General features: G+C 65.2%; 17 protein-coding genes and 1 rRNA gene (1 of these 18 running past the window's edge). 9 read left to right on the top strand and 9 right to left on the bottom strand.

The window, feature by feature from the left end; translation table 11 throughout:
• Positions 1-497, bottom strand: a 16S ribosomal RNA gene (locus tag QZ271_RS06410); its annotated part reaches 393 nt to the left of the window's first position; the annotation flags it as partial.
• A gap of 751 nt (positions 498-1,248) precedes the next feature.
• On the opposite strand from QZ271_RS06410, the gene prfB reads away from it, so the two are divergent.
• Positions 1,249-2,344 (top strand): peptide chain release factor 2 gene (prfB, locus tag QZ271_RS06405; protein WP_291429888.1). Its coding sequence is split into 2 segments (ribosomal slippage): positions 1,249-1,293 and positions 1,295-2,344, totalling 1,095 coding nucleotides; the frame shifts between segments, so codons are not numbered across the junction.
• 139 nt (positions 2,345-2,483) lie between these two features.
• Positions 2,484-3,449 carry a serine/threonine-protein kinase gene (locus tag QZ271_RS06400; protein ID WP_291429887.1) on the top strand — a complete coding sequence of 322 codons (966 nt, stop codon included), beginning with the start codon at positions 2,484-2,486 and terminating at the stop codon, positions 3,447-3,449.
• Between the two features lie 20 nt (positions 3,450-3,469).
• Here the strand turns inward: QZ271_RS06400 and QZ271_RS06395 are convergent, their stop codons facing one another.
• Together QZ271_RS06395 and QZ271_RS06390 are read right to left on the bottom strand one after the other, a co-directional pair.
• Entirely contained in the window at positions 3,470-4,453 is a 984-nt protein-coding gene (locus QZ271_RS06395; protein ID WP_291429886.1) for a GNAT family N-acetyltransferase, read from the bottom strand.
• Positions 4,450-4,737 carry a hypothetical protein gene (locus QZ271_RS06390; RefSeq protein ID WP_291429885.1) on the bottom strand — a complete coding sequence of 96 codons (288 nt, stop codon included), beginning with the start codon at positions 4,735-4,737 and terminating at the stop codon, positions 4,450-4,452. Before QZ271_RS06390 ends, QZ271_RS06395 begins: the two co-directional genes overlap by 4 nt.
• 157 nt (positions 4,738-4,894) lie before the next feature.
• Here QZ271_RS06390 and rpsF point away from each other — a divergent pair, with 157 nt between their 5' ends.
• The 6 genes from rpsF to rny all read left to right on the top strand — a co-directional run bounded on the left by rpsF (position 4,895) and on the right by rny (position 9,516).
• Entirely contained in the window at positions 4,895-5,203 is a 309-nt protein-coding gene (gene rpsF / locus QZ271_RS06385) for a 30S ribosomal protein S6 (protein WP_273990147.1), read from the top strand.
• A 149-nt stretch (positions 5,204-5,352) separates the two neighbouring features.
• Positions 5,353-6,243 carry a single-stranded DNA-binding protein gene (locus QZ271_RS06380; RefSeq protein ID WP_291429884.1) on the top strand — a complete coding sequence of 297 codons (891 nt, stop codon included), beginning with the start codon at positions 5,353-5,355 and terminating at the stop codon, positions 6,241-6,243.
• A 61-nt stretch (positions 6,244-6,304) separates the two neighbouring features.
• Positions 6,305-6,580, top strand: a complete 276-nt coding sequence (gene rpsR, locus QZ271_RS06375; protein WP_291429883.1) for a 30S ribosomal protein S18 — start codon at positions 6,305-6,307, stop codon at positions 6,578-6,580.
• A gap of 11 nt (positions 6,581-6,591) precedes the next feature.
• Positions 6,592-7,032, top strand: coding sequence for a 50S ribosomal protein L9 (gene rplI, locus QZ271_RS06370; protein ID WP_291429882.1), 441 nt, complete (start codon positions 6,592-6,594; stop codon positions 7,030-7,032).
• Positions 7,033-7,307: 275 nt separating this feature from the next.
• Positions 7,308-7,466, top strand: coding sequence for a hypothetical protein (locus QZ271_RS06365; protein ID WP_291429881.1), 159 nt, complete (start codon positions 7,308-7,310; stop codon positions 7,464-7,466).
• Positions 7,467-7,797: 331 nt separating this feature from the next.
• Positions 7,798-9,516 carry a ribonuclease Y gene (rny, locus tag QZ271_RS06360; RefSeq protein ID WP_291429892.1) on the top strand — a complete coding sequence of 573 codons (1,719 nt, stop codon included), beginning with the start codon at positions 7,798-7,800 and terminating at the stop codon, positions 9,514-9,516.
• Positions 9,517-9,921: 405 nt separating this feature from the next.
• Here the strand turns inward: rny and QZ271_RS06355 are convergent, their stop codons facing one another.
• From QZ271_RS06355 to QZ271_RS06345, 3 genes are all read right to left on the bottom strand, one after another.
• Positions 9,922-10,608, bottom strand: a complete 687-nt coding sequence (locus tag QZ271_RS06355) for a tRNA (adenine(22)-N(1))-methyltransferase TrmK (protein ID WP_291429880.1) — start codon at positions 10,606-10,608, stop codon at positions 9,922-9,924.
• Entirely contained in the window at positions 10,601-11,155 is a 555-nt protein-coding gene (locus QZ271_RS06350) for a YqhA family protein (protein ID WP_291429879.1), read from the bottom strand. Before QZ271_RS06350 ends, QZ271_RS06355 begins: the two co-directional genes overlap by 8 nt.
• Before the next feature lie 226 nt (positions 11,156-11,381).
• Complete coding sequence (locus tag QZ271_RS06345) at positions 11,382-11,942, bottom strand: MOSC domain-containing protein (RefSeq protein ID WP_291429878.1); 561 nt, start codon at positions 11,940-11,942, stop codon at positions 11,382-11,384.
• Between the two features lie 179 nt (positions 11,943-12,121).
• Here QZ271_RS06345 and tyrS point away from each other — a divergent pair, with 179 nt between their 5' ends.
• The gene (tyrS, locus tag QZ271_RS06340; protein WP_291429877.1) at positions 12,122-13,366 is read left to right on the top strand and encodes a tyrosine--tRNA ligase; all 1,245 of its coding nucleotides are present in this window, start codon (positions 12,122-12,124) and stop codon (positions 13,364-13,366) included.
• 355 nt (positions 13,367-13,721) lie between these two features.
• On the opposite strand, the gene pyk is transcribed toward tyrS, so the two are convergent.
• The 3 genes from pyk to dnaN form a co-directional block, all read right to left on the bottom strand.
• The gene (gene pyk / locus QZ271_RS06335) at positions 13,722-15,149 is read right to left on the bottom strand and encodes a pyruvate kinase (protein WP_291429876.1); all 1,428 of its coding nucleotides are present in this window, start codon (positions 15,147-15,149) and stop codon (positions 13,722-13,724) included.
• Between the two features lie 68 nt (positions 15,150-15,217).
• Entirely contained in the window at positions 15,218-16,486 is a 1,269-nt protein-coding gene (gene eno, locus QZ271_RS06330) for a phosphopyruvate hydratase (RefSeq protein WP_291429875.1), read from the bottom strand.
• A 320-nt stretch (positions 16,487-16,806) separates the two neighbouring features.
• The gene (dnaN, locus tag QZ271_RS06325; protein WP_291429874.1) at positions 16,807-17,889 is read right to left on the bottom strand and encodes a DNA polymerase III subunit beta; all 1,083 of its coding nucleotides are present in this window, start codon (positions 17,887-17,889) and stop codon (positions 16,807-16,809) included.
• Between the last annotated feature and the right edge of the window lie 337 nt (positions 17,890-18,226).

The following is an 18,226-nucleotide window of genomic DNA, read 5'->3' as shown; positions in this document are numbered from 1 at the left end:
GGCTGCTGGCACGGAGTTAGCCGGTGCTATTACTCAGGTACCGTCATCCCGCATAAAGCGTCTTTCGTCCCTGATTCAGAGGTTTACGATCCGAAAACCTTCATCCCTCACGCGGCGTCGCTCCATCAGGCTTTCGCCCATTGTGGAAGATTCCTAACTGCTGCCTCCCGTAGGAGTGGGGCCCGTGTCTCAGTGCCCCTGTGGCCGGCCACCCTCTCAGGCCGGCTATCCGTCGTTGCCTTGGTAGGCCTTTACCCTACCAACTAGCTGATGGAACGCAACCCCATCCCAAAGCAATCAATCTTTACTGATCCCACACGAGGGAGCAGCACATCACGTATTAGCGATTCTTTCGAACCGTTATCCGCGACTTTGGGGTAGGTCAGTTACGCGTTACTCACCCGTGCGCCACTACAGTCCGAAGACTGCCGTTCGACTTGCATGTCTTAAGCACGCCGCCAGCGTTCACCCTGAGCCAGGATCAAACTCTCCAAAGAATGGTTCAAAACCGCTCCGCATGCGGAGCGTTATTGATGTGTTTGATGCCTTGCTTGCGCATGGCTGTACTCATTGAGTACCGTTTTGACTTCATCCCCAGAGGGGAATCCGCCGCTTTTCGCGATTCTGGAGAACACCGGGGTGGTGTTCCGCTCGCACAGCTCTGTCGAACTGTCCTGTTCTCACATCTCTTCGCCTGTCATGCTTCCCGCCTCGCTTGAGGCTCAGAAAAGATACAGGCCACCAGCCCATCTGTCAACTCCCCCCCTCCATCCTCGCTTGAGGCCGTGCGTTCATGGCTGTTGCCTCGCTCTCTCAGACGGACTGCGCTCCATTCCACCACAGTCGGAAAAGCACGGCCTGCGGCTCCACACCGCGAAGGGGCGTCTGCCCTTCCTCCTCGTGTCCGCTCGGCCTGATTCAGAACTGCACCGAACCAATCGGAATCCGTATTAGCCGTCTCCCTTGCTGCCTTTCTGCCCTGCGGTCCTGCCGACGGTCAGTCGCGCGTACGTCGTGGGTCACCGTTGTTTCAGTCGCCATCCGCCCGTTCGCCGGGTCGCAACGCCACGTCCGACAGTCAGCACAGGTAGAACGGTAGGTGCAAACCATTCAACCGGATTTCGTATCCCTTCTTGCTTCCTTCTCTTCTCCGCTACAGACGGGCGTTCCTGCGCGTCCCTATACTCTTCTTCTGGTAGACGAACCCGCGCCCCGCTCAACGGGCCTGCGCGGAAGGGAGGCACGTCCATGCAGGAATTACTGGAAAAACTGGCGTCGCTCCGGGAGTACCTTTGACATTCCCGGCAAAGCACGCAGACTGAACGAACTGGACCGCGAACTCAGCGATCCGGAACTGTGGAACAACGCCGCCCGCGCCCGGCAGGTCACTCAGGAGGCCGGCGTGATCCGCCGGATCGTCGACGGCTACAACAGCCTGGAATCCGACGCGCAGGGCCTGAGCGAGATGCTGGACATGGCCGACGCCGACGAACGCGAGATGCTGGCCGAGGAGCAGGCCAACATTCAGGCGCGCGTGGACGACCTGTACCGCGAGACGCTGTTCACCATGAAACATGCCGACACCTCGGCCATCGTGCGCGTCAAGAGCGGCGCGGGCGGCACCGAAAGCATGGACTGGGCGGGCATGCTGAGCCGCATGTTCATGCGCTGGGCCGAGCGGCGCGGGTACACGGTCGATCTGATCGATCAGGTGGACGGCGAGCAGGCCGGCGTGATCAGCAGCGAATTCATCATTCGCGGTGACAAGGCCTTCGGGATGATGCTGCCCGAGCACGGCGTTCACCGACTGGTGCGCGTGTCCCCGTTCGACAGTAACAACCGCCGGCACACGTCATTCGCGTCAGTGGATGTGGTGGCCGAGGTGCCCGTCGAGGAGATCAACATTCACATTCCGGACAGCGACCTGCGCCGTGACGTGTTCCGCTCGCAGGGCGCCGGAGGGCAGGGCGTGAACACCACCGATTCCGCCGTGCGACTCACCCACCTTCCGACCGGACTGGCCGTGGCGTCGCAGCAGACCCGCTCGCAGATCAAGAACCACGAGATCGCCCTGCAGATCCTGAAACAGCGTCTGTACGACATTGAGGTCAAGAAACGCGAGGACGAGGAAGCCAAGGCGCGCGGCGAGCAGAAGAAGATCGAGTGGGGCTCACAGATCCGCTCGTACGTGCTGGACAAGCAGTACATCAAGGACCACCGCACGGGCGTCATGAAGCACAATCCCGCCGACGTGCTGGACGGCGACCTGGACGACCTGATGTGGGCCGGTCTGGAATGGCTGGCCGGGAAACGCGTGGCCGAGGACAGCCCCGACGACGAGTGATGTCTGGGCGCAGTCTGTTCAGTGAGCCGGTGTGTCAGCATGACGTCAGACGGTTGTGGCCAAGCTGCTCTTCGGGTCGCTGTAAGCTGTCACGACCACTCCCCGAGTTCCTGCTCCTCTCGAGTCGTACCCTGATCTGATGTCTGACCAGAATGCCCTGTCCTCCTACACCCTGAGCCGCTCGATCGGTCGGGGAAACACGTCGTTGGTGCGACTGGCGACCAACGCACAGGGGCAGCAGGTGGCGGTCAAGATCCCGCACGCCGAGACCCTGGCCGTGCAGGACGCCGCTGAGCTGTTCGGAAACGAGGTGCGCTTGACCCTGCAATTCCGCCACCCTCACCTGGTGCAGGGGTTCGGGGGCACGCCGTTCGGGCCGCAGGCCTTCTTGGCGTTGCAGTACTACCCGGGTGGGTCGCTGAGTGAGCGGTTGCAGCGGGACGGCACGCCGCTGAGCCTGATGCAGGCCCTGAGAATCCTGGCAGATCTCGCCTCGGCCCTGTCCTACCTGCACCACCTGGGGGCCGTTCATCAGGACGTGAAGCCGCAGAACGTGTACGTGAACACGGAGGGCCGCGCCGCGCTGGGTGACCTGGGCAACACGTATTTCATCGCGCAGGGCGGCAAGGTCAGCGGCAGCCCGTACTACATGGCACCCGAGATTTATCACGGTGAAAGCAGCAGTTCTGGCAGTGACGTGTACAGTCTGGGCGTCCTGATCTACGAACTGCTGACCGGCGAGCGACCCTTCCAGGGGAAGACCTACGAGGAACTGATGATCGCGCACATGACCCGTTTTCCGCAGCCGCTGTCGCACCTGAACACGCAGGTCCCGAGGAGCGTGGCGCGGCTGGCCGAACTGGCCCTCGCCAAGCGCGTCTCAGAGCGGCCCAGCGCCGACGCGATCCGCCGCGCCCTGCTGAGCGCGCTCGGTGAAACGCCCGCCGACGAGGTGTACGAGACCGAACAGAACGAGGGGAAACCGGCCGGCCGGCCGATGGGCCGCCACGGTCCACCCGCCCGGCCGACTGTGCCTGTCGTTCCGGCCGAGCCGGTGCAGGAAGCGGCCCGTTCACGCTGGAATCTCTTCAGGCGCCGTAAATAGACTCCGGGGTTCCTGGCCGCTCAGGGCAGCAGGCGGTGCATCTCGAAGCGTCCGGCCTGCTGCACGAAGCCCAGGCGGCGGTTCACGGCCAGCATGGGGGCGTTCAGGCTGTGGTTGTTGGTGCGCATGGCCGTGAACCCCTCTCGCCGCGCCCGTTCGATCACCTGCAGTTTCAGGGGCAGTGCCAGCCCCCGGCCGCGCGCCTGCGGGTGCAGGGCGGTCAGTTCGTTGTATGCGAACGGCAGGCTGCGAAAGCGAATCATGGCGGTGGTCCCCAACCACTCGCCGTCCGGGCCCACGGCCAACACCAGCCAGTCCGGGCGGGGATCGTGGTCCAGGCGCAGGATCCCGCGCACCTGTGCCAGCGGCCAGCGGGGGTGCCCGGCGAGGTCCGGGGTCTCGGTCAGGCGGTCGGCCACGAAGTTCAGGTAGCGGTCCAGGGTGGTCTCATCGGCACTGTTCGGGTCGGCACTGTTCAGATCGGTGCTGCTCAGATCGGTGAAGGTCACGCCCTGCGCCTGCGCTGCCTGTCGCTGCGACTCGAAGGCGGCGGGGTCGAAGCGGGTCAGGTCCAGCTGCGAAGCGAAACGGTGGGCGTGCACGCTAAAGCCCCGCCGCGACGCCCAGTCCCGGTCGGCAGGGTCCGGGTCGGGTACGTCGGTGTGCAGTCCGCGCGCTCCGGCCTGCCGCGCGGCGACCAGCAGGTCCTGCCACAGCGCCCTGCCGTGCCCCTGGGCGCGGGCGTGCGGGTGCACCATCAGCTGCGCGTGCAGGAAGCCGGGTGGTGAGAAGGCCCAGGTCTGAAGCTGCGTGCCCCCCAGGATCTCACCACCCGCCGAGACGAGCAGTCGGCGGCGCAGCAGATCCGCTGGGGGGCGGCGGGCGTCGGCAGCCAGCAGGTCCTCACCGCTTCCGGCGCGGCCGAGTGCTGCGAGTTGCAGGGCAGCGAAGGCGTCCGCGTCGGCGGGGGTGAAGGGGCGCAGGCGGGAGTCCAGGGGCGTCACGCGAGGGCCCTCACGCGTTGACGGCTCGCGCCCAGGTAGTAGGCGACGTGCGCGGCCGCGCCGCTCAGGCCGCCCGTGACGTCGCCGCTCACGGGCCGGACGCGCTGCGGGTCCACAAAGGCTACCAGTCCCTCATAGGTGGCCCGGACGCGGGCACAGAGCGCCCTGCACTCCTCAAACGTGACCTGCGCGGGGCTCAGGGCATCCAGGGTGGCGAGGAACCCGTGGTTGCCCGCGCCGTCGGCTTTCGTGCCGTCCAGGGCGTGCTGAGGAGAGTCAGTCATGCCCTTTAGCGTAGCGGCTAGCTCCTGTCGGGACACGCGCCACCTGACCTCTGGAAAGCCTGCGGAGACTCTGGTAATGTGGTGAGTTGCGCTGCCCGGCGAGGCCTGACTCTGCTCAGTGATTCCCGCCTGTCCGTGGCGCCAAGGGAGGTGAACTATGAACCAGTACGACCTGAACCTGATCCTGAACCCCAACCTCAGCGCCGAGCAGGTGAGCATCGAGAAGGAATACATCGAGAACACCGTGAAGAACGCCGGGAGCGAGATCGCTGGCCTCGACGAGCTCGGCAACCGCCGCCTCGCCTACGCCGTGAACAAGGACCGCGAGGGCTACTACCTGATGTACACCATCAAGGGCAGCGGCAACCCGGAGAAGGACATCGCTTCCACGCTGCGTCTGCGTGACCACGTGCGCCGCGTCCTGGTGGTCAAGGACCGCCCGGAATGGAAGACCAAGAAGGCCTGAGCTCTTTACGCCATTGACGTAAAAGGATCGGCACTGTTACAGTACGGTCACCCGCAAGGGTCAACACGCCAGCAACCCCCCAAGCCCCCAGTACGAATACCCGGGACAGACTGTCCCAGGATTCAGCCAGCAACAAAGGAGACCCAGTCATGGCCCGAGGCATGAACCACGTTTACCTGATCGGCGCACTCGCCCGCGACCCCGAACTGCGTTACACCCCCAACGGGACCGCCGTGTTCGAGGCCACCGTGGCCGGAGAAGACCACCTCGTCGGCAACGACGGACGTGAACGCAAACTCCCCTGGTATCACCGCGTGTCCATTCTCGGCAAACCCGCCGAGTGGCAGGCCGAACGGAACCTGAAAGGCGGCGACGCCGTGATGGTCGAAGGCAGCCTGGAATACAGCCAGTGGGAAGCGCCAGAAGGCGGCAAACGCAGCATGGTGCGCGTCAAGTCGCTCCGCATGGAGCAGCTCGGCTACGCCCCGGAACTCGTGCAGGACGCCGGAGGCGGCGTACGCATGGGCAGCGGCATGAACGAAGTGATTCTCATCGGGAACGTCGTCCGCGACCCCGAACTGCGCTACACCCCCGCCGGCGACGCCGTGCTCGGAATCGGCCTGGCCGTGAACGAGACCTGGAACGACCGTCAGGGACAGAAGCAGGAGAAAACCCACTGGATTGATGTCACGCTGTGGCGTGAACTGGCCGAGAGCATGAAAGAACTCCGCAAGGGGGACCCCGTGCTCGTGCAGGGAAGACTGGTCAACGAAGCGTGGACCGACCGCGACGGTAACAAACGCAATTCCACCAAAGTAGAGGCGACGCGAGTCGAAGCCCTGTCCCGAGGCGCAGGTGCCGGTAACCCTGCAGCCACCCCCGCCGGACCTCGCACGCAGACCGCGAGCAGTGCGGCGCGCCCCCAGCAGAGCGGCTACGCTCCCAGCCAGGCGGCGAACACGGGGACCCGTTCGGGCGGCTTAGATATTGACCAAGGTCTCGACGATTTCCCACCGGAAGAAGAAGACCTGCCGTTCTGAACCCCACAGCCCGCAAGGGACCTTTCCCGGGGTGTAGGAACGCAGATTTAAGGACACCAACATGACCCAATCCAGTAACGCCGATCGCAAACCGCGCGGCAAGGGACCCAAGCGTCCCCGCAAACCGAAGGTTGATCCTTTCTCCATTGGAGAACTGGAAATCACCGATTACAAAGACGTGAAGATGCTGCGCCGTTTCGTCAGTGACACGGGCAAAATCCTCCCTCGCCGCCGCACGGGCCTCTCGGCCAAGCACCAGCGCCGCATTGCGCAGACGATCAAGATCGCCCGCCAACTGGCCCTGCTGCCCTACACCGAGAAGCTCGTCCGGAAATAAGGAGAATACGCATGCAAGTGATTCTTCTTGAACCCGGCAAGCTGGGCAAGACCGGCGATCTGGTCGTCGTCAAGGACGGGTACGCCCGGAACTGGCTGATCCCCCAGGGCATCGTCGCTCCCGCCACCACCAGCAACATGAAAAGCCTCGAAGCGCGCGTCCGCTCCCGCCAGAAAGTCCTGGCGCAGGAAAAAGCCGCCGCTGAAGACCTCGCCAGCCGCCTGAACGGCGTCGCCGTTGAACTCAGCGTGCGCGCCGGCGAAGGCAAGATCTACGGCGCCGTGACCCACGCAGACGTGGCCGGCAGCTTGGACAAGCTGGGCTTCGACGTGGACAAGCGCAAGATCGACATGCCGAAAACCGTCAAGGAAATCGGCGAGTACGACATTGCCTACCGCGCCCACCCCGAAGTCACCATTCCCATGAAACTCGTGGTTCACGCCGCGAAGTAATCACACCCGGTGTGATCAGCCCCCGCCTTCCCGGCGGGGGTTTTTCGTGCTGCCTGTTCATGGGCCGTGACTGCAAGCGCGCCCTCCCCGTGGGAGCGGAGGGTCCATGAGGCTGATGCAGCTACTGACGTGAAACGGACGGCCCTCCATTGCGCCACAGTCGGAAAGACACCGCCTGCGACTCCCTATTACGAAGGAACGTCGTAACTGCTCAGCAGGGTAAATTGCTCAGAATCTGAATTCAGCCCTATAAATTGCTAAGAAGCTGCTTTCAAATGACTGAAATTGCCGATATGGGCGAATTGGTTCGTCCAAGGCAGATTTGCAGTAAATATTATGCTCATACAAAACGGGAACAAGCGTTTTTTGCCGTGTTTATCGTGCTGAGCAGTTACGGAACGTCTGTTGTTCCTGCTCGCATCCGCTCGGCTTGATTCGGTACTGCACCGAATCAAACGGCATCCGTACCAGTCCGTATCATACGGACTCCGATTAAATGGGCTGCAAAGCCCGTTCAATCCGAGCGGATGCGAGCAGGAGAGAAACGGGTTCCGGACGTGGAGCTGGCAATCCGGTGAAGTTCCGGATTGTCAGCGAAACAAACGGAATCCGCATCAGACGCACCGGGTCGCTCTGCGCGGGCACGGGCTTTGGCGTTACACTGCGGGTCGAACGTCCCGGCACGGGTGGCGTTCGTTTTTCAACATCGATTTGAGGGAGTGGTCTGTGCCACTCCTCGTGGAACAACTCGAAAAGGAGCTGAACGTGACGATGATCTGGATCATTGTGGCGCTCCTGTTCGGTCTGGTCGGAGGATTCCTGGCAGGGCAGTCACGCGGCGCGCGTCAGCGGGCTGAGGTGGACAACCGACTGCAGCAGGAGGCCCGCAGCGAGGCGGAACGCATTCGCGCGCAGGCTGAAGCAGACGCGCAACGCATCAGGGAGCAGGCCGACCAGGCCAGACAGGACGCCGGAAGAAGAACGCAGGAAGCCGCAGATCGTGAGGCCCAGGCGGGCGTGCAACTCGCCCAGCTGAACGGACAGCGAGAGCAGCTGAACGGGCAACGCGAGCAGATCGCGGCCCTGCGCGCCCAGGCGGAAGCCGAACGCGCGCAGGCCAAGCAGGACGCCGCGCAGGAACGCGAGGCCCTGAGCATCGACCGCCAGGAAACCCGCCGTGAACGCGACGAACTCAAGCGTGAGATCGAGCGCCTGAACCGCCGCGCCGAGCAGCTCGATGCGCGCGGGGAGAAACTCGACACCCTCGAGGACCGGCTGGAGGACCGCAGCCGCGCCGTGACCGAACACGAGGCCGAGATCGTCGAGCGGCTGCATCAGGCCGATCTGAAATTGTTCGAGGTGGCGAACCTGACACCCGAAGCGGCCCGCGAGGACATTCTGGGCAGACTGGACGCCGAGCTGGAAGAGGAAAAAGCCATTCGCGTGAAGGCCATGCAGGAACGCGCCTCGGCCGACGCGCGGCGCGCGGCGCGGCACGTGATCGCGCAGGCCATCCAGCGCAGCGCCTCCGAGACCAGCGCGGCGCTGAGCGTGTCCGTGGTGCCCATCCCGAACGACGCCATGAAGGGCCGCCTGATCGGCCGCGAGGGCCGCAACATCCGCGCCTTCGAGGCCCTGACCGGCGTGGACCTGATCATCGACGACACGCCGGAAGCCGTGATCCTGTCGAGCTTCAACCCGGTCAGGCGCGAGGTCGCCCGGCACGTACTTGACGCCCTGGTCGCCGACGGCCGCATCCACCCGACCCGCATCGAGGAAATGGTGCACAAGGCGCAGGACGAGATGAAGGTCTTCATGCACGCCCAGGGCGAGGAGGCCGCCATCGAGGCGGGCGTGGTGGGCATCAAGCCGGGGCTGGTGCAGCTGCTGGGCCGCATGTACTTCCGCACCAGTTACGGGCAGAACGTCCTGAAGCACTCCATTCAGGTGGCACACCTGACCGGCATCATGGCCGGGGAACTGGGCCTGGACGCCGGCATGGCCCGCCGCGCCGGCCTGATGCACGACGTGGGCAAGAGCATCGACCGCGAGATCGACGGCACGCACGTGGACATCGGGATCAACCTCGCCAAGCGCTTCGGCGAGCCGCACGAGGTCATCGACGCCATCGCGCACCACCATGACCCGGAAAACGGCGAGACGCTGTACTCCGTGCTGGTCGCCGCCGCCGACGCCATCAGCGCCGCGAGGCCCGGCGCGCGGCGCGAGGAACTCGAATCGTACGTGCGCCGCCTGGAGCAACTCGAGCAGATCGCCGTGTCGTTTCCCGGCGTGCAGCAGGCCTACGCCATTCAGGCCGGACGCGAGGTGCGCGTGATCGTGCAGCCCGAGAAGGTCTCGGACGCCCAGGCGACCCTGCTGGCCCGCGAGATCGCCGGTCGCGTCGAGCAGGACATGGAATACCCCGGACAGGTGCAGGTCACCGTCGTGCGTGAAAGCCGCGCCGTGGAAATCGCCCGCTGAGTACAACGCATTTGTCTTACAGACAAATCGAGCGGAGCGAGAAAAGAACACAGTGCGGTGCGGGGGTGGGTGGCTGCGGGTGGGCCGCCCCCTCCTCTATGCAGTGATGCCCGTTCGTCGGTCCTGAAACGCCCGTTCCAGACAGCATTTTCCAGTCGGTCCGTATGGGCTTGACCGGCGCCGCATACCGCGCTATCTTGAAGACATAACCGCCCGAGAGGCGGGTTTTTTGTTTTGCCCCCCGCCACCTGCCCATCACGCTGCGGCCATGCATCCACGAACAGAAGCGGCGCAAAAAACATGCTGCTGGACGGTGTTGCTGGAGCCGAGTGCATGGAGTTGACACCCCTTGCATTCCACGCTATCCTTTCCTTATCACCGTCCGAGAAGGGCGGGTTTTTTGTTTTACCCGTCCGGACCGGGGTGGGCATCCAGCCACGCGAGCGCAGAATGCGTGATGGCGAGTTCCAGCGTGGCCGGGCGACCCGGCGCGGCGAGCGGAGCCAGGCGGGTCACGTCCGCCCATACCTGCCGGCGCAGGAGTGCGCTCCCCTCCCGCAGCAGCAGGGGCCCATAGCGCCGCGCCGCGTCGGGCGGCAGGCCGTCGTAGGCAGGGTCCGGCCCGTCGGCCCGCTCGAAGCGCAGGACCGGGTAGGTCCAGTACCCGCTGACCAGCCGCTCGGCCCGCAGGTGGTACCCGGCCCCGAGCGCCCACTCGCGTAGCGGGGCGGGGTTATCGTTCGGTTGCACGACCAGGGTGTCCGGGCGCACCTGCCGGGCCGCGCCGCGTTCCAGGATGCCGCGCATGGTCAGCACACCCAGGCCAGTCAGGCTGACGCTGGGGACCTCACCGGGGGCCAGGGGGGCCAGTCCGTCGCCGCTGCGCACATCCAGACGGTCGCCCAGGCCCGCGCGAACCACGGCCTGCCGCGCGTTCTCCAGGGGGCCGGGGTTGAGTTCCACGATCACGCCCCGCTCGATGTGGCCGCGCCGCACGAGTTCCAGTGGCAGGCGCGCGTGGTCACTGCCGATATCGGCGTGCAGCGGCGCGCGGATCAGGGACAGGACCGTTTCGAGGCGGGCGTCAAGCACGGCCGCTGCCGTCCGCCGGTCCCGGCGGGTCGTGCGGGGTGTCCTGATCGCGGGCCAGTCCCTGCCGGGTCAGGACCACCGAGTAGGCGCCCACGGCCAGGACCACGGCAGCGATGGCCGCGCCGTACACCAGGATGTCCGCGCCGCCCTTCCATTCCAGGGCCACGCTGAAGAAGTTCACGGTGAGCGCCACGATCACGATTCCGATCAGTTTCTGTTTCAGGTCGTCGAACGAGGCGATGTGCAGCCACGCCGGGACGTTCTGCACGCGCCCCACGAACAGCGCCTGCAACCCGAACGAGATGATCAGCAGCGCCACCCCCACCAGGAGCGTGTCGGCCTGCTCGACCGCCGCGACGATCAGGGTCTTTGTGGTTCCGGCCTGGCCGAGTTCACCCAGCGCGGCCCGGATGGTCACGTATGCCTGCGCGATCGCGGCCACGAACAGCCCCAGGCTGAACGCGAAGGAACTCAGGACACCCAGTTCCACGATCAGGCGCGTGAACCCGAACGCGCCCGCCAGCGTGCGCCGCCGGGTGGCGCTCATACGGATTCCGCTCCACTGCGCCACAGTCGGGAGGATACCGCCTGCGGCTCCATACCGCGAAATCCGTAGGCTGTTCCTACTCGCGTCCGCTCGGATTGATTCAGAACTGCACCGAATCAATCGGAATCCGTATCAGGGGAGCCGGGGGGGAACGTTTCGTCATGCGGCCCAGCATAGCGGGCGCGTGCCGGGCGTCCACACGGCGGGCGTCAGGGTAACAGCGGAGTCAGGGCAGCGTTGGAATGAGGGCGTCGCCCTCGTGGATCAGGCCGCCCCGGATCACGCGGGCGGTCAGGCCGCCGTGTCCGCGCACGGCGTTGTAGCCGCCCTCGCCCAGAGTTTCTTCCATGCGCGAGCAGGGGTGGCACTCGCCAGTGCCTTCCAGAATCACCTCGCCGATCTGAAAGCGGGCGTCCTTGAGGGCCAGCAGGGGAATGCCGCTGATCACGATGTTGCGCCGCAGCGCCTCGGGCGTGACCTGCGCGCGCCCGCACAGCGCCGCGATGACCGGCAGGTGCTCGGCCTGAATGAGCGTCACCTGCCGCCGCCCCGGCCCGCCCGGTACCGGCGGCGCGGGCGCACGCACCCCGGGCTCGCCCACCTCGCCGGTCAGGGCCGTCAGGCGGGGCGGGGCCAGCCTCCCGTGATCCCCGATCAATCCGACGAGCGGATGCGCCACGATCTGCGCCACCTGCAGCAGCGGAGCGCGCCGGGCGGGGCGCAGCCCGATCCACTCGACCCGCCCCGGCCGGGGGAAAGTGGCGCGCAGTTCATGGATGGTCCTCATGCCGGTCATGCTAGAGCGCCGACCCGCGCGCCTGCTATGCTGGGCGGCGTGAGGCACCTGACCCGACGTGCGTATCTCCCCTGCCGCCAGCGGTAGGAGCTTCAGTGACAGCCTGAAATCCAACCCCGAGCGGCGCACCTGCGAGAAGCGAGTGCGCCTCTCTTTTCATGGAGTGACCTATGAGTGAAATCCGCTGGAACGTACCGATTGACGAGCAGATCGAGCTGCTCAGGCGCGGCGTGGTGGACCTGGTGTCCGAGGACGACCTGCGCCGCAAACTGGAGAGGGGCGCGCCGCTGCGCGTGAAGCTGGGCGCCGACCCGACCCGCCCGGACCTGCACCTGGGGCACGCCGTGATCCTGCGCAAGATGCGGCAGTTTCAGGACCTGGGGCACAAGGTCATCATGCTGATCGGGGATTTCACGGCCATGATCGGCGACCCCAGCGGCAAGAGCAAGACCCGCCCACCCCTGACGCTGGAGCAGACGCGCGAGAACGCCAAGAGCTACCTGGAGCAGTGCCGCCTGATCCTGCGCCAGGAGCCCGAGGTGCTGGAGATCCGCTACAACGGCGAGTGGCTTGAGCCCATGGGGTACGCCGACGTGATCCGCCTCGCCAGCCGCTACACGGTCGCGCGCATCATGGAACGCGACGACTTCCGCAAGCGCTTCGAGGGCGGCGTGCCCATCGCCGTTCACGAACTGCTGTACCCGCTCACGCAGGGCTACGACTCCGTGGCCCTGGAAGCGGACGTGGAACTGGGCGGCACGGACCAGCTGTTCAACAATCTGGTGGGCCGCGCCCTGCAACGCGACTACGGGCAGGAATCGCAGGTCGTCATGACCCTGCCGCTGCTCGTCGGCCTGGACGGCACCGAGAAGATGTCCAAGAGCCTGGACAATTACATCGGCCTGACCGACGAGCCGCACGCCATGTTCGCGCGGCTGATGAAGGTCCCTGACCCCCTGCTGAACAACTACTTCACGCTGCTGACCGACCTGCCCCGCCCCCGCATCGAGGAACTGCTGGCCGGACACCCGGTCGCCGCGCACCGCGAACTGGCCCGTGAGGTCGTCGCGGCCCTGCATCCCGGCGCGGACCTGGAGGCCGCCGAGGAACGCTTCCGCTCGGTCGCCAAAGGCGGTATTCCCGAGAATATCCCGACCGTAACCATCCCGGTGGCCGATCTGGACGACAGCGCGGATACCGGGCGCATCAGCATGGCGCGGCTGGTGGTGATGGCCGGTCTGGAAGCCAGTAACGGCGCGGCGCGCAAACTCATGCAAAACCGGGGCCTGAAACTGAACGGAGAACCGTTCACGGACCCGCAGGGCAGCCTGACCCGCGAACAGCTTCTGGCAGAGGGGGGCGTGGTCATCCAGAAGGGCAAGGACAAGTTCGCAAGGCTGGTCCTGGGCTCCTGATCCATCCGGCCCCTTCATGGGCCCTTGAGATGGCCGTGAGCGCCCTGGCGACCGCCTGACAGAAACGTGGTCGCCCTGAAAGTTATGCACAGGCGGCTGTGGACAACCCCGTATGCCTGTGGACAATGTGCAGGGGCGCGAAAACCCCGATCACCCACCCGCACTTATCCACAGGCAGGGTGTGGAAAAACCCCGTCCCTGTGGATAAAAATCTGACCTGCCCATCACACTCCCCTGACAGCGGCCCACGCCCAGGACGCGGTGGGGTGAACAGCGGGTCAACACAGGCGGGAAGGGATGCCAGTCATGACTGGTCTCCCCTCCCAAGTGCCCTGCCCCACTACTCTGGCCCGACCTACTCGCGCAGGCGTTCCACACGCAGCATGTTGGTCGTGCCGCGCACGCCGAAGGGCACACCGGCCGTGATCACGTACCGGTCGCCCGGCTCGGCCAGCCCGCTCCGGCGCAGCTCTTCGTTCGCGATGCGGACCATGTCGTCGGTGTTGCGGGGATCCTCGCTCAGGACCGGCACAACGCCCCAGCACAGGGCCAGCTGGTTACGGGTCTGCTCGTTCGGCGTCAGGGCCAGGATGGCCAGCGGGGGGCGGCTCTTGGCGATGCGGCTCGCCGCGCCGCCGGTGCTCGTGAAGGTCACGATGGCCGGGGAGTCCAGCTTCTCGCCGATGTTGCAGGCCGCGTACGCGATGGAATCCTGCGCGAGTTCCGTGTCGATCACGAGCTGGCGCTGCAGCATCTTGTAGTGCTCGCTGCTCTCGGCTTCACGGGCGATGGCGTCCATCATGGCGACCGATTCGACCGGGTACAGTCCAGCGGCGGACTCGGCCGACAGCATCACGGCGTCCGTGCCGTCGTAGATGGCGTTGGCCACGTCGGACGCCTCGGCGCGCGTGGGGCGCGGCAGGCTGATCATGCTCTCGAGCATCTGCGTGGCGGTGATCACGGGCTTACCCGCCTCGCGGCACATGCGGATGATGCGCTTCTGGATGGTCGGCACCTGCTCGGGGCGCATCTCGACGCCCAGGTCACCGCGCGCGACCATGATGCCGTCCACTTCCTTCAGGATGTCCTCGAAGCGGTCCACGGCCTGCGGCTTCTCGATTTTCGCCATCAGCTTGGCGCGGCTGCCGAAACGGGACATGTAGTGGCGGGCCAGCAGCAGGTCGTCACGGGAGCGCACGAAGCTCAGCGCCACCCAGTCCACACCCAGTTCCGCGCCGAACTCCATGTCCTGCACGTCCTTCTCGGACAGGGCGGGCACGCTCAGGTCGGCCTCGGGCACGTTGATGCCCTTGTTATTCTTCAGGACGCCGCCGATCACGACGGTGGTCAGCACGTCGTTGCCGCGCACGCCCTCGACGCGCAGGGCCATGTTCCCGTCGTCGAGCAGCAGGATCATGCCGGGCGCCACGTCCTGAATCAGGGACTTGTAGGTCGTCCCGACGCGAGTGGCGTCGCCCTCTACGTCGTCCATGGTGATGGTGAACTTGTCCCCGGGGGCCAGGGTGACGCTGCCCTCCGTGAAGCGGCCCACGCGGATCTTGGGCCCCTGAAGGTCCTGCAGGATGCCGATGGTGACGCCCTTCTTGGCAGCCAGTTCACGGACCAATTGCAGGGTCTGGCGGTGGTCTTCACGGTCGCCGTGACTGAAGTTCATGCGGACGACGTTCAGGCCCGCGTCGATCATGCGGCTCAGGACTTCCGGGCTGCGGCTGGCGGGGCCGACGGTCGCCACGATCTTGGTAGCGCGGTCAATATGCTTCATATGGAATCCTTTCCAATCACCTGATAAGGCCGGGCGGTGAGGTTGACCCCCACCGCCCGGCAACGCCCTTAACGCAGGGCTTTACGGCCCGGGTAGACCGCGCGGTCACCCAGCGCGTCCTCGATGCGCAGCAGCTGGTTGTACTTGGCAATGCGGTCACTGCGGCTGGCCGAACCGGTCTTGATCTGACCGGCGTTCGTGGCGACCGCCAGATCCGCGATGAAGGCGTCCTCGGACTCACCACTGCGGTGGCTGATGATCGTGCCGTAGTGGTGACGCTTGGCAAGCTCGATGGCGTCCATGCTCTCGGTCAGGCTGCCGATCTGGTTGACCTTCACCAGAATGGCGTTGCCGACCCTGGTATCAATGCCGCGCTGCAGGCGTTCGGGGTTGGTCACGAACAGATCGTCACCGACCAGTTGCACGCGGTCGCCGATTCTGGCGGTCAGGGCCGCCCAGCCGTCCCAGTCGTCCTCGGCCAGGCCGTCCTCGATGCTCACGATCGGGTAGCGCCCGCTCCAGTCGGCCCAGAAGTCCACCATCTCGGCCGTGCTCAGCACGCGGCCCTCGGATTCCAGGTGGTACTGGCCGTCCCTGAACAGCTCGGTCACGGCCGGGTCCAACGCGATAGCGATGTCCTTGCCGGGCTCGTAGCCGGCCTTCTCAATCGCTTCGAGCAGCACGTCAAGCGCTTCCTCGTTGCTTTTCAGGTCGGGCGCAAAGCCGCCCTCGTCACCAACGTTGGTGTTGTAGCCCTTGGCAGACAGGACCTTCTTGAGACTGTGGAAGGTCTCAGCGCCGTAGCGCAGCGCCTCGCGGAAGGTGGGCGCGCCGACCGGCATGACCATGAATTCCTGAAAGTCCACGCTGTTGTCGGCGTGCGCGCCGCCGTTGATGACGTTCATCATCGGGACCGGCAGGGTCTTGGCGTTGCTGCCGCCCAGGTACCGGTAAAGCGGGATGTCCAGCTCGGAGGCGGCGGCGCGGGCGGTCGCGAGACTGACGGCCAGGATGGCGTTGCCACCCATGTTGCCCTTGTTGGGGGTGCCGTCGACGGCCATCATGGCGGCGTCGATGGCGGCCTGTTCGGTGGCGTCCATGCCGATCACGGCCGGGCCGAGGGCCTCGTTCACGTTCGCGACGGCCTTCAGGACGCCCTTGCCGAAGTAGCGGCTTCCGCCGTCACGCAGTTCCAGGGCCTCGTGCGTACCGGTGCTGGCACCAGAGGGAACAATGGCGCGGCCGGAAAAACCGCTGTCGAGGTGTACTTCGGCTTCCACGGTGGGGTTCCCGCGCGAGTCCAGCACTTCACGGGCCATTACTTTCTCAATCTTCATCGCTCATTCCTCCGAGGTTGGGGGGTGCCTCCCGCCGCCGGACTGCCGCGGGGCAGGACCACCGGTCGAGTAGGTGTACTTCAGACACTATAAGTGGCTTAGGTCATGGAACGGTACACCCGGTCTAATACGGGCTCGGATTGAAGGGCGGCCCTCCGGGCGTGAAGCCGACAATCTGGAAGCGCGCTGGATTGTCGGCGAAACAGACGCAACCCGTATAAGCCCACCGGTCAGCCGGCCGGTCTTCACCCGGGCTGCCGGTTCATACCCGAGCGCAGAGCGGCCCGCCGGACAGGTCCGTGCGGGCCACCACAGGCCCCTCAGACGCGCAGCGTGACCATGACCGCCATGTACCCGCCCCCGCCCGCCGCGCGGAAGATAGCGGGGCTGGTAGAGCCGCTGAACAGAAGCTCGGCTTCACCCTCGATGGGACCCAGGGCATCCAGGACATGCCGGGCGTTGAACGCGAGGCTCATGGCGGGCTCGGTGCCGCCCTGCACCACGTCCAGGGTGTCCTGCGCGCGCCCGTAGTCGCCCTCGGCCGCCAGACGCAACTTGCCTTCGGATACCAGGAATTCCACGCGGTTGTTGGCGTTCTTGTCGGCCAGCACGGCCACGCGGTTCACGGCTTCCTTCAGGGCGGTCGCGGGCAGCGTGACCTGCAACTTGATGTCCTTGGGAATCACGCGCTCATAATCCGGAAAATCCCCGTCAAGCAGTTTCAGGTTCATGTGCACGCGGTCGGTCGTGACGCTCAGCAGGCCGTCACCGTACGTGAAGCGGGCCTCGCCGTCCTTGAGCACGCGGATCAGTTCGTCGACGCTGCGGGCCGGGATGATCAGGTTGCGCCCGTCCCCACTGGCCGGAAAGTCCCGGATGGCCACGCGGTAGCCGTCAGAAGCGACCACGCGCGCGCCCTCGGGCCGGTGCTCGAGTTTGATCCCCCGGAACACGGCCTGGAAGGCCTCGTTGCTGGCGGCGTAGCGGACACTGGAAAAGGCGCGGGCCAGTTCGGTGGCGTCTAGGCTCACGTCGGCCTGTGCGGGGAAACTCAGGGGCGGGTAGGCCTCAAGGTCACCGGTCTGAAGTTTGAAATCCGAGCCCCCGGCCCGGACGGCGAGTTCCGCCCCGCTGAGTTCCAGTTCGACCAGTTCGCCGCCCAGGTTGCGGACGATCTGCGCGAACAGGTGGGCAGGAACCACGAAGTTCTGCGGGTTCCGGACCTCGGCCGGCACGAAACACGACAGGTCGATTTCGAGGTTGGTGCCGCTGAGGGTCAGGCCAGCCTCGCTGGCTTCGACTTTCAGGGCCGTGAGCAGGGGGTTGCTGCTGCGACTGGGGACCACGCGTTCGAGCAGACCGAGCCCCTCACTGAGAATTTTTTTGGTGACGTGTACGTTCATGGCATGCCTCTCTGTCTGGGTCCTATCTTTTATCTGTTCTTATATTAAATAAAAGATAGTAGTAGTAGTAATAGGGCCTGTGGAAACTGTGGAAAAGTGGCTTGCGGCCGCGCCTGGCGCTGGTTTGTCTTGTGGACAAAATTGTGGATAAGTGGCACTTTCCTGTGGATAACCTGTGGATAAAAGTGGGGGTTATCCACAGGGGTCTGGGAAGACCGGGTTATCCACAATTTTATCCACAGAAAAAACGGGGTTATCCACAGCTTATCCACAGGGTTATCCACAGCTTGTGAAACTACGCACACGGTTTTGGAACGGAATTTGGAACTTATTCTGC

This window comes from Deinococcus sp., assembly GCF_018260555.1.
Taxonomy (GTDB): Bacteria; Deinococcota; Deinococci; order Deinococcales; family Deinococcaceae; genus Deinococcus.
Note: the sequence above shows the minus strand (reverse complement) of the source record. Positions and strands in the feature narration are given on the sequence as shown.